Here is a 15,148-nt window from a genome sequence, read left to right as displayed (position 1 = left end):
TATCGCTCTAGACTATAGCAGAGCATACGGAACGGAGTTGTTTTCTAAATGAATATTGCGTTTTTTTTGCTTCCGAAGCAGGAGGTTGTGACCGTTACGGTCGATGCGACGCTCAGGCAGACGCTGGAGCGGATGGAGTATCATCGTTATTCGGCGGTGCCGATCATAGACGATGAAGGCGGTTATGTAGGAACGGTGACGGAGGGCGATCTGCTATGGTTCTTGAAGAGCCGAACGGATCTTGGCTTCGACCAGACGAGCAAGATCAGCCTGTCGGAGGTGCCGCTGCGGATGAATAACCGTTCGGTTCGAATCGACTCTAATATGAACGATCTTATCTCACTTGCGAAGGCGCAGAACTTTGTCCCTGTCGTGGACGATATGAACCGATTCATCGGCATTGTGCGCAGGAGCGAAATTATCGATTATTGCGAGAAGCTGATTTTTGAACAACATAATAATGTGATGCAGGACTAATTAATGGCTTTATCTCGTAGGATAGAGGCGGAATTCATAATCGGATTTCGCCTCTTTTGTATTCAATCGACGCCAAATCTGTAGTGCGTGATATGTTTAGCATTTGTGCTATAATGAGTTGTAAAGTTTCGCCCAAATATCAGATTACATGCGCAAGAGGTGAACGGTTTGAAAACCGGCTTGAAACCAGTGCTATGGAGCTTCGTGGCACTCTTATTACTAATGTCTATTGCTGTGCCGCTTCTCAATGTTCTTACTGTTATGTTCATGATGGTGCCAATTGTTGTGTTGTACGCGATTCTGCCGAAGACTTCGTTCGCCATCCATCTTATTATTCCCTTCGCGCTCGCCACATGGGTGATCGGACTGCCGGTGCTGATTGTCGGCTTGTTCTTCGTTCTGCCATCGATTGCGATGGGTATAATGTACAAGATGAAGTCAAGGGCGTCCAGCGTCATACGTACCGTAACGCTTGTTGTACTGGCGCAAATGATGCTTCTGCTGCTCATATCGGAGACGATGCTGGATACCTCCATTATTGGAGAGCTTAGCTCGATGATCCGTACTACGGTTACCGATCTTACCGCGCAAGGGCTTCTGCCGAAGGAATGGAATTCCGATACGACAGAAATGATGATTCGTACGATTGTGAACGCGATTCCGCTTACGTTCATGCTGACTTCGCTGCTGTATGCGATCTTAACGCAGTATTTGGCACGCCGTATTGTGAACCGCAGCGGTCTTGAAGTGCCGGCCTTCACGAAGGCGAAGGACTGGCGTCTGCCGCGCTTGCTCGTGTTCCTTTACCTGATTACCTACGTCATGCAGATGTTCACATCCAGCACGAGCGAAACTTATTTTGCCGTGGCGCTGACCAATTTGGTGCCATTGCTCGGTTATGTATTTTCGATTCAGACGATCGGCTTTTTCTTCTATCTCGCTTATCATCGGAAATGGAATGGAGCCGTACCGATTCTCATCGCAATTCCGGTACTTCTATTCCCGCCTCTTTGTTTGATTGGTTTGCTGGATACTGCCTTTCCGATCCGGAAGTCGTTTGTCAAATCATAACACGGGAGCGAATTAGAAATGCCGAAGTTTTTGGTTACACGGTGGCATGGGATGCACCAGGTATGGTCTTTCGTATTGATGGTTCTTATGACGCTTGCGCTCTCGTGGTATGAGTGGCTGCTGGGGTTAATTGGACTGCTCTTTACGGGGGCTGTACTCGTCTATACGATATTGGCGGAGCGGGCTTTCCGCAGAGATTTGGAGAACTACCTAGGTACGTTGTCTTATCGAGTTAAGAAGGCGGGCAACGATGTTATCAGCGAGCTCCCTTTCGGTATTATTATTTATAATGAAGAGAGAGCCGTTGAGTGGCATAATCCGTATATCACGCAAATCGTAGGCAAAGAATCGGTGATCGGCTGTCCGCTGACGGAGCTGTTCCCATCGCTGCAACAGGCGAAGGAACGCGAGGGTACGATTGAGGCTACGGTTGGCTCGCAGGTGTATGAGCTTATATTCAAGCCGAAGGAACGTATTCTCTACGTGAAGAACATTACAGAGCGCTGGCAGCTTAGCAAACGTTACGATGAAGAGAAGCTGGCGCTTGGCGTCGTCATGATCGATAATCTCGAAGAGGTTACGACCGGAATGGACGATCATCAACGCGGTACGCTGTTATCGAAGGTAACGACTGAGATTACGGAATGGGCGCAGAAGTATCATATTTACTTGAAGCGTCTCACATCCGATCGTTTCCTGCTTATTACGGACCAGAAGACGCTTAAGGTCCTTGAGCAGTCCCGGTTCATTATTCTGGATGAAGTACGCGAAATGACAGGCGAGCAGAAAATTCCGATTACGCTTAGTATCGGGTTCGCAGCAGGGGCGGAGCATATCATCGAGCTTGGCCAATGGGCGCATACGAGTCTCGACATTGCGCTCGGCCGCGGTGGCGATCAGGCATCGGTCAAGGTTGGCGCGCGCCAATCATTCTACGGCGGCAAGACGAACGCAGTAGAGAAGCGGACGCGCGTAAGAGCGCGTGTTGTCGCTCATGCGCTTCGCGACTTGATCAAGGAGAGCCATAACGTCGTTATCATGGGTCATAAGATGCCGGATATGGACGCGATTGGAGCGGCCATCGGCGTGCTGAAGGCAGCGCAGCTGTTCGGCAAGGAAGCTTATATCGTACTTGAGGGCGTTAATCCGGCAATCGATAAGATGATGCTTCTTATTAGGGAAGACGAGCGGCTCGCGAAGCGGTTCGTGACGCCGGAGCAGGCGGCGCAGCTTATCGTGCCGCATACGCTTGCGGTTGTCGTCGATACGCATAAGGCGTCTATGGTTAAGGAGCCGAAGCTGCTGTCGCAAACCGATCGCATTGTGGTGGTGGATCATCATCGCCGCAGCGAGGAATTTATTTCGAACGCCATTTTGGTTTATATGGAGCCTTACGCGTCATCGACATGCGAGCTTGTTACCGAGCTGCTGCAATATATTCATGAGCGTGTCGTGCTTGATATTCGGGAAGCTACAGCGCTGTTAGCCGGCATTACGGTCGATACGAAGAGCTTCTCGCTGCGCACCGGCGCCCGTACTTTCGAGGCGGCATCGTTCTTGCGCCGCAACGGCGCGGATTCCATGATGATTCAACGGATGCTGAAGGAAGACCTGGAGGAATACGTACGCAAGGCCGAAATTATTAAGCATGCCGAGGTGCTTTATGAGCATGTCGCTATTGCGGTAACGGAGAGCGGACGCAAGTATTCGCAACTGCTTATCGCACAGACCGCTGATACACTGCTTAATATGACGGATATTCTGGCATCGTTCGTCATTGGCGAGCGGGCCGACGGATTAATCGGCATTAGCGCAAGATCGCTAGGCCATATGAACGTACAGGTTGTAATGGAAAGAATGGGCGGCGGCGGACATCTAACGAATGCGGCCGCGCAGCTTGAAGGAACCGTGGGCGAAGTCGCCGAGAAGTTGAAGCAAGTATTAAAAGAAATCGATGCGGAAGAGGGGTTATTTGAATGAAAGTGATCTTATTGAAAGATGTTAAGGGACAAGGGAAAAAGGGCGACGTGAAGGAGCTCTCCGAAGGTTATGTACGCAACTTCCTGTTGCCGCAAGGTCTAGCGAAGCTGGCTTCCGACGGCAACTTGAAGACGCTGGAAGTTCAGAACGCATCCGAGCAGAAGCGCAAGGACAAGGAGAAAGAAGACGCTGAAGCGCTCGCGAAGAAGCTTGGCGAGATGACCGTAGTCGTGAAGACGAAGGCGGGAGAAGGCGGCAGACTGTTCGGCGCCATTACAAGCAAACAAATTGGCGAGGCTCTTGCAGAGCTTGGCATTAAGATTGATAAACGCAAGATTGAGCTTGAAGATCCGATTCGTACGCTTGGTGTTACGCAAGTACCTATTAAGCTCCACCCGCAAGTGAAAGCGAAGCTGAACGTACAGGCAGCAGAAGAATAAGCAAAGCAACATCGAAAGAAGGAAGCGAGGGTAAGTGATGGAAGAAGAGCTGAGATTTGATCGAATTCCGCCGCAAAACGTGGAAGCCGAGCAAGCCGTTATCGGAGCCGTGCTTCTGCAGGCTGAAGCGCTTATTACCGCCATGGAGCGCCTGCGAAGCGAGGATTTCTACAGCGGTCCCCATCGGTTAATATATGAGTCGATGATCGAGCTTGGCGAGACCAATCAGCCGATTGACCTTGTCACGTTAACCGCGCATCTGCAGGATAAGCAAGTGCTTGAGGAAATTGGCGGCGTCAGTTACTTGGCGAAGCTGGCCAATTCCGTACCGACGGCAGCCAATGTCGACTATTATGCTCAGATCGTAGAAGAGAAGTCGATGCTTCGCCGTCTTATTCGTACAGCGACGAATATCGTCTCTGACGGCTACGCAAACTCTGAGGATGTAGGCGTACTATTAAGCGATGCCGAGAAACAAATTCTTGAAATCTCGAACCGCCGCTCCAGCAGCGGCTTCATCTCGATCCGCGATGTGCTGATGGAGGTATTCGAGAAGGTTGAGCACTTATATATGAACAGGGGCGGAACGTCAGGCATTCCGTCAGGCTTCGTGGATCTGGACAAGATGACGTCCGGCTTCCAGCGAAGCGATCTGATCATTGTGGCGGCACGTCCATCCGTCGGCAAGACGGCGTTCGCGCTGAACATTGCGCAGAACGTTGGCGTACGGGCTAGAGAAACAGTAGCCATCTTCTCACTGGAGATGTCCGCGGCGCAGCTCGTGCAACGTATGATCTGCGCCGAGTCGAACGTCGATGCCGGTCGGATGCGTACCGGCCACCTTGAAGGCGACGACTGGGAGAAGCTTACGATGGCGATCGGCTCCTTGTCCGAAGCGCAAATCTTCATCGATGATACCCCCGGCATTACGGTAGCGGAAATCCGCGCCAAGTGCCGTCGCTTGAAGAAAGAGAAAGGGCTTGGCATGATTCTGATCGACTACTTGCAGCTCATTCAAGGCCGCGGCAAAGCGGGAGAGAACAGGCAGCAGGAAGTATCGGAAATATCGCGTACGCTTAAGCATATCGCGCGTGAGCTGGAAGTTCCGGTTATCGCACTGTCGCAGCTCAGCCGTGGCGTTGAGCAGCGGCAGGACAAGCGTCCGATGATGTCCGACCTTCGGGAGTCGGGATCGATCGAGCAGGATGCCGACATTGTATCGTTCTTATATCGTGACGATTATTATGACAAAGAGTCCGAGAAAAAGAATATTATCGAGATCATCATTGCCAAACAGCGTAACGGACCGGTTGGAACGGTCGAGCTGGTGTTTCTCAAAAACTACAATAAATTCGTTAGCATTGACAGAGCGCATCAGGATCCATCGCAAGCATCGTAAATATCCGAACAATTGTATGGGCGACTGTACAATTGTTCGTTTTTCGTTTGACTTATCTATGACGTACTGCTACACTAATAATGCTGTCTTTTTGCTTTGTATCAGCTGGGCTGCCTCAGGGCATCATAGCTGGGTATAGGCTGTGAGACGGTAATTTTCGGTGTTCTTAAACGCCGGACGGGGGTATGATTATGTCTACGGTTGTTGTTGTCGGTACGCAGTGGGGAGACGAAGGGAAAGGCAAAATCACTGATTATTTGGCTGAGGGAGCCGATGTCGTCGCTCGTTACCAAGGTGGTAACAATGCCGGACACACCATTCTCATTGATAATAAAAAATATAAGCTGACGATGATTCCGTCAGGTATATTCAATAACGATAAAGTATGCGTCATCGGCAACGGGATGGTTATTAATCCTGAAGCGTTGATCGACGAAATTAACTATATTCATGACAATGGCTTCTCAACGGAAAACTTGAAAATAAGCGATCGCGCACATGTCATTATGCCGTATCACCTCGTATTGGACGGCCTTGAGGAAGATCGAAAGGGCGACAATAAAATCGGTACAACACGCAAAGGCATTGGCCCTTGCTACATGGACAAGGCGGCTCGCAACGGTATTCGGATCTCCGATCTGATGGATGCGCAAGAATTCGAAACCCGCGTACGCGCTGTTATGCTGGAGAAGAATCACCTGATCCAACAAGTATACGGCGGAGAACCGCTTGATGCTGACAAGATCGTAGCTGATTATCTTGGTTTCGCTGAAGTGCTTCGTCCTTATGTAACGGATACATCCGTTATTCTAAACGATGCGATCGATGCTGGAAGCAAAGTGTTGTTCGAAGGCGCACAAGGCGTTATGCTCGACATCGACCAAGGTACTTATCCGTTCGTTACATCCTCCAACCCTTCGGCTGGCGGCGTATGTATCGGTTCGGGCGTAGGCCCTTCAAAGATTCAACAAGTTATCGGCGTTGCCAAGGCGTACACGACTCGTGTCGGCGATGGTCCTTTCCCAACCGAGCAAGATAACGAGATTGGTCAATTGATCCGCGATAAAGGACATGAGTACGGTACGGTTACAGGCCGTCCGCGCCGTGTCGGCTGGTTCGACAGCGTTGTTGTCCGCCATGCGCGCCGTGTTAGCGGCATCACAGGTTTGTCGCTCAACTCGCTTGACGTACTAAGCGGACTTGATACGGTTAAGATCTGTACGGCGTACAAATACCGCGGCGAATTGATCGAGCATTACCCAGCGAGCCTTAAGATGCTGTCCGAATGCGAAGCGGTGTACGAGGAATATCCAGGCTGGTCCGAAGACATTACGAACGCGAAGACGCTTGATGATCTGCCGACGAATACGCGCAACTACTTGAACCGCGTATCCGAGCTGACAGGCATTCCGATCGCAATCTTCTCGGTAGGCCGTAATCGCGAGCAAACGAACATTGTGCGTTCGATCTACTAATAGTTCGCTTAATGTGAATATAAGAGCTGCCCATACACGATATGGGCAGCTCTTTTTTTTACCCGGAATCGGCGGTTGCTTGCGCATTATCGCTAGTTGTCGAATGCGGCTTTCGAATGAGGGATACCAAAAACAAAAGCGTTGGAATGAGCAAGAAACCAATGATATAAACGAACATAATATAATTTCCGTTTTGGTTATAATCCATAACGCGCGGCGTGCCCCATCCGCTAATAGCCAGCGTAAGGGAACTTAGAGGGAAGGCGAGCGGCTTGTAAGCGGACAGTCTTAACCACTGCGCAACGGCAAGGCAGGTGGCGCTAAGGATGACAGTGGTCCGAATGAGCACGTCAAGCACCCAAAAGATCATCAGGAAGACGTCGAATTGCTCGATGAAATCAAAAGCCTCCACATATCGGGCAAGGATCATAAAGGGGTGGCTAAAGAGTGACGTCGATTGATCGAGAATGAGCAATACGAGAAGCATCATGCCGGTGAGTGAAGCCGTCGTGGCGCATACGGCGATGAAGCCGTGTTTTCTCGCCTTGCCGATATCGCTGACATAAGGCAAGAAGAAGGTCATGAAGATATACATCGGAAACCATACTTGCAAATAGACGGAGCTCCTTATAATAGGTACGATGCCTTGCTGCAGCATCGGAAGCAGGCGGTCAAATTCAATTTCAGGTAAAAAAGGCAAAAAGAAAATTAGCATCAGAATGACGATAATCGGCGTACAAAGCTGGGCGAGCCTGCCAACGATCTCTACGCCGGAGCGAACCGCAATCGCGCATACGAGTATTAAGGACAGGTTGATGACGAGGGGCGGCGTCTCGCGGAAAAAGTAGGCCGACATCACTTCGCCGAATAGTCTCGTCTGGCTGGCGTTCATCAATAGCATCACGAGCAGGGTGATCAAGCTGACTGCCTTGCCGGCAAAGACGCCAAGCAGCTCCTCGCTGTATTGAACGAGCGATCGCCCGGGAAATAATCGATGCATATAGACGAGGATGGCAATCAGGTAAAAGGCTGTTACCGAGGCCAGCGCCGGAGAAAGCCACATGTCCGTCTTAGCTTGGATATAAGCAAATTGCGCCGCTAATATCATAGAGGTGGCTAGCGTACTCAAGTAGATCATGCACGCGAGCTGAGAAGATTGGATTTTGCCATGGTCTAGCATGATGTTCGTTCCTCCCGGTCGTTCCGTATGTAGTGGCTACGACTGAATGAATATAGTGCGGCTTAATACGCCGAATATCCGAATATACCACTGTGTTGGCCCTGGCGCATGCGGAAATATTAAGATATAGATGCCTAGAGTAAGACCGAGCGCATAAACAACGGCATAGCTGATAATGAGCCGCTTGTTGGTCAGCCATTTCAGGTCGAATAAGGTAGTGGCCGCAGCTACCAACAGAATGGCGATATAGGTGCTCAAAGCGCGGCTCCTTCCGCTTCATCCTTAGAGCGAGAAGTCTCTGTTTCCTTTTTATTCGGGTGAAGTCCTCTCCGGCATAGATCGATTAGCAGAAGCAGGAGCGGCAGCACGATGGCGCAGGTTATATAAAATACAGGGACGATCCAACGATTAATCGTTATGACAAGAGAGCTCTGTATTCCCCAAAAGCTGAAGATGAGAAGGAGCATGCCCATAGGAATGACAACGGGCTTCAGGTCGGGAAGCTTGAACCATTGTCCCATTCCCGTGGCCAAGCAGTAATAACCGTATGAAACCCGAATAATGACTAAGACGACCCAGACCATCATCGCGATCGATTCCAAATGCTCAAAAAATTCGCTGAACGAGGAGTATCGGCTAATGACCATAACGGGATATAGATATAGCTCCGTCGCATGCCGAAGGAAGGAAGCAACATGCCAATTGATGATGACGAGCATGAGACATAACATGACGGACGAGGTTACGCTCCATCCTTTAATTTTTTGGTTTCTTCCTACCGAAGGCAAATAGAAGGTTATCAAAGAGAACATCGCATACCAGGTTTGCAAAACGAACGCCCCTTGGAACGAAGGAAGCAACCCGTTCTCGAATATGGGCAAGATGGGTTTCAAGTCTTTGTACAAGGGCCAAAATATGAGGGCGCAAAGCAGGAACGGAAACGGCAGAAAAAATACGGCTAAACGACAGAGAATTTCAACGCCGCACCGAATAATGATTGCAGACAGCAAAATGAGGCAAAAGGCAAGCACAATAGGCGGTGTTCTCATCAAAAAGGATATATTGATAAAATCACAAAATTGTCTCAGCATATAAGCGGTTGCGTACGTTACGTAAAACAGAAAGAGCAGCGACAGCAGCTTGCCGACAACCGGACCAACGATTCGATCGGCGTATTGCACTAGGGACATGCCGGGATATCGGTTATGCAGGCTGATCCAGGCAAAAATACACAGCAGACCGCCGGCAAGTCCCCAGATCGGAGCGATCCACAGGTCGTGGCCGGCAGTAGGCCCAGCCGAGCTGACCTCGGTTAGGAATGCCGTTCCCATGAGCGAGAGGAACATGAGCACGCAGAGCTGAAAGGCGGATATGAACGGTTTCGGCATACATCGTCCCTCTTTTCTAATAAATGCGCAGTATTAATTGTTGTCCCTAATCCATGCTCCTATGACCGTTTCCACGAGCTGATAGGGTCCTGGCAACGTCGGATCATACGCGACGACGACCGCGAGAGCCCACATGACGACCATGAGAGCGGCAAACAGGGCTTTGGATTTCGGATCGCGCAATTGCTTCCATTGCAGAAGAAACAGTCCGCCCGTTACGACAGTAATATAAACCAGCCCGGTTATGCTCATTGTGATTGTTCCATCCCGTCGTTCAGCACTTTATTTTTACCTACCAAGCCGATCCGCAGTATTGTTACGTCGACGTCATACTTCACCTCTACCTGGGGGAAAACATGGTCCCAATTCGGTTTGTTCTTCTTCCATACTTGCGGGTGATGGCGATGGAATTGGTCAGCGAACCCGAGCACGTCCGTATTCGTCTGCTGCGCAATCTTGACTGCCCCCTCAATCCGCTCCATGATTTCCAGGCCGAACTGCTTCTCGAGCCTCTTCACATTCTCTGGCTTCGTCACATCAAGCTTCGTCGTATTCTCGTTAATGTTGCCCGCTATCTTGATCTGAACGCTCACGGCTAGCTTGTCGCCTTGTACGATGGGCTTCAAGTTGGTGTCACCGCTCACGATTTCCATTGAGGCATATCCATTGCCGTCATCGATCTTGGTCGTAAGCGTGGCTGACTCAATCTCATCATGCAGCCATAATAGTCCCCGCGCTTGATAGATGTCATATAAATAATTCAGCTTCTGTGCTTTGATTGAGCCGATACCGCCGAAGTAGGGGGAAGTTTTATTGCCGCTCTTCTTCATCCGTACCCATGGAATAAGAGTCGTGTGGGCCTCATCCGATAAATCTACGATCGCCTCGAGCAGTGACACGTCGAGTCCCGTCTGAATGACGGACATTTCCCGCAACGCTTCCGCGCTATTGCGCTCGATATTCGATTTCCAGGTCAGCAGCTTGTCGGCGTTTCCATTGGATATGTATATATTCGCCCGCTCGCGCGGATCGGGATGGCGAATAAGGAAGTCCAAAGGATCATTCAAGCCATGTTTGGCCAATTTCTCGCTAAAAATGAATACGTCGGACTGTCCCCAAAACAGCCTGCGCGAAAGCAGTTCTTGCAGCCGGGATGCTGCTTCCGACGTATTGGCGCCAATCGCGCTCTCGACGAAAGCTTGCTTTATTTCCCCGCTCGGCTCGCTGCCAAGCGACTGTCCGGAGCTTGAGCTGGCAGGGACGTAGATCTGTACGCTGAGCTTAATCTTATTGTCATCAGCCAGATCAAAGCCCGCAGCGGTTACGATAGCCAGATCGTTAATTTCGTTCCGATCCCAGCAGGCGGTCAGGCACGACGTTGCGATAAGCAGCGTAAGCAGCACGGCTGCTGGGCGGACAAGCCGGTAGGCGCACACATGTATCATTCCTTCTTCAAGCGTGATTTGGGCAACCTGAGACGGTATTTATTCCATGGCCCGCCGGTAAAGTGCGGCCTTGTAGTCAGTGCCCATCGCGGCGCGCGAATAAGCGTGTCCTTCAACTGCTCCGGCTGCAACGGCGAGATTGGTGACAAATACGGAACGCCGAATGAGCGCAGCGAGAGCAGATGAACGATGATGAGAACGGTCGACAACACGATGCCGTACAGCCCAAGAATGCCCGCGCTGAGAATCATCGGAAAACGAATGATACGCAGTGCAATCGCTAGTGAATAGTTCGGTATGAGAAAAGAAGCGACGCCAGTGATCGCCACGACCATAATCATCGGCGAGGACACGATGCCCGCAGAAATGGCGGCTTGGCCGATAACGAGGGCGCCAACGATGCTGACGGCGGCACCGACCTGCTTCGGTAAGCGAATGCCGGCTTCGCGCAGCGCCTCGAACGTAATCTCCATGAGCAGCGCCTCGACGAGCGCCGGGAACGGAATCTGCTCGCGCGATTTGGAGATCGTCAGCAGCAGTGTCGTCGGTATCATCTCTTGATGATAGGATAGGATGGCAACGTATAGCGACGGCATGAAAATCGCGATAGCGGCAAGCAGGAAGCGTAGCCAACGAATGCCGGTCATGGCGAGCGAGCGCTGGTAGAAATCCTCCGGCGACTGCATCATGCTGAACAATGTAGCAGGCGCTACTAATGTAATTGGCGTACCGTTTATAAGGACGGCGATACGCCCTTCAAGCAAGGCGGCCGAGACGACATCCGGGCGCTCTGTTGTTTGCAGCTGGGGAAACGGAGAGAGCGGTTCGTCCTCTATCATTTCTTCGATCATATTGCTATCGATGACGCCGTCCACATCGATGATGCTGAGTCGATTCTCCATCTCCTCTATGAGGCTCGGATCGGTTATCCCTTCCATATATGCGATTGCGACCTTTGTTTTCGTGTATCGGCCAATCGATAATGTTTTCAACTGAAAGGCTGGCGACTGCAAACGGCGCCGCAGCATAGCCGTATTAATTCTAAGCGTCTCCACGAAGCCTTCGCGAGGTCCTCGTACGACAATTTCTGCCTCGGGCTCTTCGATCGCTCTTGACTCCCAAAGCGGCATGCAGAATACGAGTGCCGTCGGCTCTCCGTCATGCAGCAGCACGCTGTCCCCGGTTGAAATATGCGTGCAAGCCTCATCCATCGTCGCAATGCTCTTGGAGGAAGTGAGCGTCACGACCCGAATAACGCTTTCCCATCCGACCGCGTCCTCCGGCGGCTTATTGTTCTTAAGCGGTCGCAGCAGCTCCGCGTCGATTTCCTTAATGTCGGTCATGCCATCGATATAGACAATGGCCAGCTTGACTCCGCTATGAGTCTGGAATTCATGGAAAATGACGTCCTTGCTGCTTGCATATAACTGCCGAAGACAGTCGATATCTTCTTTGAGACTGCCGGTAAGCGGCCTAGCCAGCAGTTTGCGCTGCTCATCTAACTGCTGCAGCGGCGAGATGCGCCCCGATTTGCTGTTTTGCTGCGATTTGGGATCCTTATTTTCGGTCATAACGACTGCGCACCTCCTGACAGAGCGACTACCAAATAGAATGCGCATCAAGGAGTAAAAACATGCAGACAATTCCATTTTTATAAGGGGAATGAGGAATGTCTCTCTCTATAGTTGACCATAATGATAGATAACAGATTGCGGCTCAAGAAGGGATTGAGGCAGAGATGATGAAAAAAGTAGGGTGGCTGGGCAAGCTCATCGCGTCGGGGCTTATCTTAAGCTTTCTATCGATATGGACGACGGGTTATATTGTTACGAGTTACGTAGATACGCTCTTGAAGCAATTCAACCTGCCGCTTGAGGTGCCGCCAATAGCGATGTCGGGTGTATGGGGCAAGCTGTGGGGCAGCGATCCTCCGATTGCGAAGGAGGATGTCGCGGAAGGCGGAAGCGGGCAGGACAAGCCGGAGGCTTCATCTTCTCCGGAGGACACGACCGCATCAAGCGGCAACGGCGAGCAGGACGATGTGCCTGTATCGGAAGATGCTTTCGGAGAAATCGAGAATCCACCGCTTACGGATATCGGTATCGGAGGAGGAACGGAAGCGGGAGGATCGCCGTCGCAGCCTGATCAGGGAGTCGATGACAGCGGGGAAATCGACGGAACAGAGACGGCAATATCAACCGAAGATTTGACAGAAACGAAGGAGCAAATGTCGGATGACGACAAGGAAACGTTATTCGGTCTGCTCATGAGCAAATTACCGCAAGAATCGATGCAATTGATCTCCGGCTATGTAGAAGATGGTCTAACGGAACAAGAGCTGACAAGCGTTCAACAGATTATGGCACAGCATCTCGACAAAGCGGAATACGAACAGATGATGAATATTCTGAAAAAATATTAATCTTCTTAACAGTTTGTAAAGGTTGCCCCATTTGTTAGGCATATGTTAAAGTATTAGGCGAGTGATCCGACAGGATAATTCGCTTTTTTTGGTTGATTAAGAAAAAAATAGTAGCTTTAACGCGAAAAGGAGACGATCATGACCGTTTTCAGGGACAAGGGTCGACTGCAGAAGGTATGGGACAAGACGACCCAGTACTTTAGACCTGCACGATCAGAACACTTGAATGGCAAGAAGCAGCAACAGCCCGCCAGCGTTCAGACGACTTCGCCGTTTTGGCGCAAGAAGCCGTTTGTCATCGTCGTTGGGTCGCTTGTACTCCTCACTGTAGCCGGATTTAGCGGAAGCCAGTATGTAAAAGCAAACACAGTTCAATTCTACAACGTATATATGAATGGTACAGCCGTTGGCACGGTAGACCAACCTGAGGCAGTCGAGCTGCTCATACAGCAAGAAACAGCGGAAATGCAAGAAGCGAATCCGGACATCAAGATGGTATTGGATACCGGCACGATTACATACGCCAGTGAAAGTGCATTCAAGGCGGTCGCGGAGACCGAGGCAACGCTTGGTAAGCTGGAAGGCATGTTCACGACACACGCGGTCGGCGTGGAAGTGAAGATTGACGGCAAAGTAATCGGAATCGTGAAGGATCAGCAGACGGCAAATGATGTATTGCTTCGCGTGCAGAGCAAGTACGCACCTGAGCTGGCCGCCTCGCTTAAGAAGAAAAATGAAGTATCCGTATTGTCTTTCAACTCCGATTCGGAGCAGAAAGAGGCGGAAGCCAAGGCGGAGACGCCTTCGAAGACGCCTGGCCGGGAAGTAACGGACGTAGGCTTCGTAGAAGACGTAGTGATCGACGAGGTGGATATCGCGCCGGACGACATTATGCAAGCCGAGGATGTGTACAAGCTGCTCGTTCAAGGCAGCGTGAAGCCGACGAAATACACGGTTCAAGAAGGCGACTGTGTCGGCTGTATCGCACAGAAGTTCGATATTTCACCGCAAGTCATTTATGAGAACAATACTTGGATCAAGGATGATAAGATTACGATCGGCGATGTGCTTGATCTGACCGTACTGCAGCCAGAGCTCACCGTCACGACGTCGGAGAATCTGGTTGAGATTGAGCCGATCGCGCCGGCGGTTGAGATTCAGAAGAACGCGAGCATGCGTCTCGGCGAGTCGAAGGTAATCAAGGAAGGCGTTCCGGGCTCGAAGCGCCTCACGTATAAGATTGTGAAGCAGAACGGCTACGTCGTTAGCGAAGAGCTGCTCACGAAGGAAGTACTGAAGGAAGCGGTAGCTTCGATCGTCATGAAGGGCACGAAGGTTGTGCTTGGCGAAGGCTCAGGCAACTTCGCAATGCCGGTAACCGGCAGCAGGCTGTCCAGCAAGTTCGGCAAGCGTTGGGGCCGCATGCATACGGGCATCGACTTAACGGGCAACAAATCGATTCTTGCATCCGATACGGGCGTTATCGAATTTATCGGCAGTAAGTCGGGCACGGGTAAGACAATTATTATTAACCACAAGAACGGCTACAAGACGTTATACGGACACTTAAGCTCTTACAGCGTCAAGGAAGGCGCGATTGTCGAGAAGGGCCAGAAGATCGGGGTCATGGGCAGCACAGGTAACTCCACTGGCGTCCACCTTCACTTCGAAATCATTAAGAACGGCACGAAGGTTAATCCATTAGGGTACTTATAATACTTATAATTTCATACCAATAGAGATAAAGGGGCGTTAGCTTCGCTGTTGCATACAGCGGAGTTGACGTTCCTTTTTTTGTGGGTTCGATCATCCTTGAATTTACTCTAGAGGCGTTTTATATCATGAGCGAAGTTTCATTGTGAACGAGGAGT

General features: G+C 50.8%; 14 protein-coding genes. 8 read left to right on the top strand and 6 right to left on the bottom strand.

The genetic code is table 11. The features are described 5' to 3' along the window. The first annotated feature begins 48 nt into the window (after nt 1–48). The 6 genes from AC0YN0_RS21085 (at nt 49) to AC0YN0_RS21060 (ending at nt 6,842) form a co-directional block, all read left to right on the top strand. The gene (locus AC0YN0_RS21085; protein ID WP_337103856.1) at nt 49–477 is read left to right on the top strand and encodes a CBS domain-containing protein; all 429 of its coding nucleotides are present in this window, start codon (nt 49–51) and stop codon (nt 475–477) included. A gap of 168 nt (nt 478–645) precedes the next feature. Then, nucleotides 646–1,548 (top strand): DUF2232 domain-containing protein, encoded by a 903-nt coding sequence (locus AC0YN0_RS21080; RefSeq protein WP_475823009.1) that lies wholly within the window; start codon nt 646–648, stop codon nt 1,546–1,548. An 18-nt stretch (nt 1,549–1,566) separates the two neighbouring features. Beyond that, nucleotides 1,567–3,528: a DHH family phosphoesterase gene (locus AC0YN0_RS21075; protein ID WP_442049839.1), complete on the top strand. Its 1,962-nt coding sequence runs from the start codon at nt 1,567–1,569 to the stop codon at nt 3,526–3,528. Further along, a complete protein-coding gene (gene rplI / locus AC0YN0_RS21070) occupies nt 3,525–3,968 on the top strand; it encodes a 50S ribosomal protein L9 (RefSeq protein WP_337103858.1) in 444 nt (147 codons plus the stop codon). Before AC0YN0_RS21075 ends, rplI begins: the two co-directional genes overlap by 4 nt. A gap of 37 nt (nt 3,969–4,005) precedes the next feature. After that, nucleotides 4,006–5,367, top strand: coding sequence for a replicative DNA helicase (dnaB, locus tag AC0YN0_RS21065; RefSeq protein ID WP_475823008.1), 1,362 nt, complete (start codon nt 4,006–4,008; stop codon nt 5,365–5,367). A gap of 191 nt (nt 5,368–5,558) precedes the next feature. After that, nucleotides 5,559–6,842, top strand: a complete 1,284-nt coding sequence (locus AC0YN0_RS21060) for an adenylosuccinate synthase (protein ID WP_475823007.1) — start codon at nt 5,559–5,561, stop codon at nt 6,840–6,842. A gap of 58 nt (nt 6,843–6,900) precedes the next feature. On the opposite strand, the gene AC0YN0_RS21055 is transcribed toward AC0YN0_RS21060, so the two are convergent. The 6 genes from AC0YN0_RS21055 to AC0YN0_RS21030 are packed head-to-tail and all read right to left on the bottom strand — an operon-like array spanning nt 6,901 to nt 12,426. Next, nucleotides 6,901–8,022, bottom strand: coding sequence for a GerAB/ArcD/ProY family transporter (locus tag AC0YN0_RS21055; protein WP_475823006.1), 1,122 nt, complete (start codon nt 8,020–8,022; stop codon nt 6,901–6,903). 36 nt (nt 8,023–8,058) lie between these two features. Further along, nucleotides 8,059–8,280: a hypothetical protein gene (locus tag AC0YN0_RS21050; protein WP_475823005.1), complete on the bottom strand. Its 222-nt coding sequence runs from the start codon at nt 8,278–8,280 to the stop codon at nt 8,059–8,061. Next, complete coding sequence (locus AC0YN0_RS21045) at nt 8,277–9,410, bottom strand: GerAB/ArcD/ProY family transporter (protein ID WP_475823004.1); 1,134 nt, start codon at nt 9,408–9,410, stop codon at nt 8,277–8,279. The genes AC0YN0_RS21050 and AC0YN0_RS21045 overlap by 4 nt, the downstream gene beginning before the upstream one ends. A 33-nt stretch (nt 9,411–9,443) precedes the next feature. Beyond that, entirely contained in the window at nt 9,444–9,662 is a 219-nt protein-coding gene (locus AC0YN0_RS21040; protein ID WP_475823003.1) for a hypothetical protein, read from the bottom strand. Further along, a complete protein-coding gene (locus AC0YN0_RS21035) occupies nt 9,659–10,846 on the bottom strand; it encodes a Ger(x)C family spore germination protein (RefSeq protein ID WP_475823002.1) in 1,188 nt (395 codons plus the stop codon). The genes AC0YN0_RS21040 and AC0YN0_RS21035 overlap by 4 nt, the downstream gene beginning before the upstream one ends. A 5-nt stretch (nt 10,847–10,851) precedes the next feature. Then, complete coding sequence (locus AC0YN0_RS21030) at nt 10,852–12,426, bottom strand: spore germination protein (RefSeq protein ID WP_475823001.1); 1,575 nt, start codon at nt 12,424–12,426, stop codon at nt 10,852–10,854. A 167-nt stretch (nt 12,427–12,593) separates the two neighbouring features. Between AC0YN0_RS21030 and AC0YN0_RS21025 the strand changes: the two genes are divergently transcribed. Both AC0YN0_RS21025 and AC0YN0_RS21020 read left to right on the top strand, forming a co-directional pair. Continuing rightward, nucleotides 12,594–13,277 carry a hypothetical protein gene (locus tag AC0YN0_RS21025; protein ID WP_475823000.1) on the top strand — a complete coding sequence of 228 codons (684 nt, stop codon included), beginning with the start codon at nt 12,594–12,596 and terminating at the stop codon, nt 13,275–13,277. A gap of 138 nt (nt 13,278–13,415) precedes the next feature. Beyond that, nucleotides 13,416–14,993 (top strand): peptidoglycan DD-metalloendopeptidase family protein, encoded by a 1,578-nt coding sequence (locus AC0YN0_RS21020; RefSeq protein ID WP_475822999.1) that lies wholly within the window; start codon nt 13,416–13,418, stop codon nt 14,991–14,993. The last annotated feature ends 155 nt before the right edge of the window (nt 14,994–15,148 follow it).

This window comes from Paenibacillus sp. J22P218, from assembly GCF_056269195.1.
This window is presented reverse-complemented; position numbering and strand designations above follow the sequence as displayed.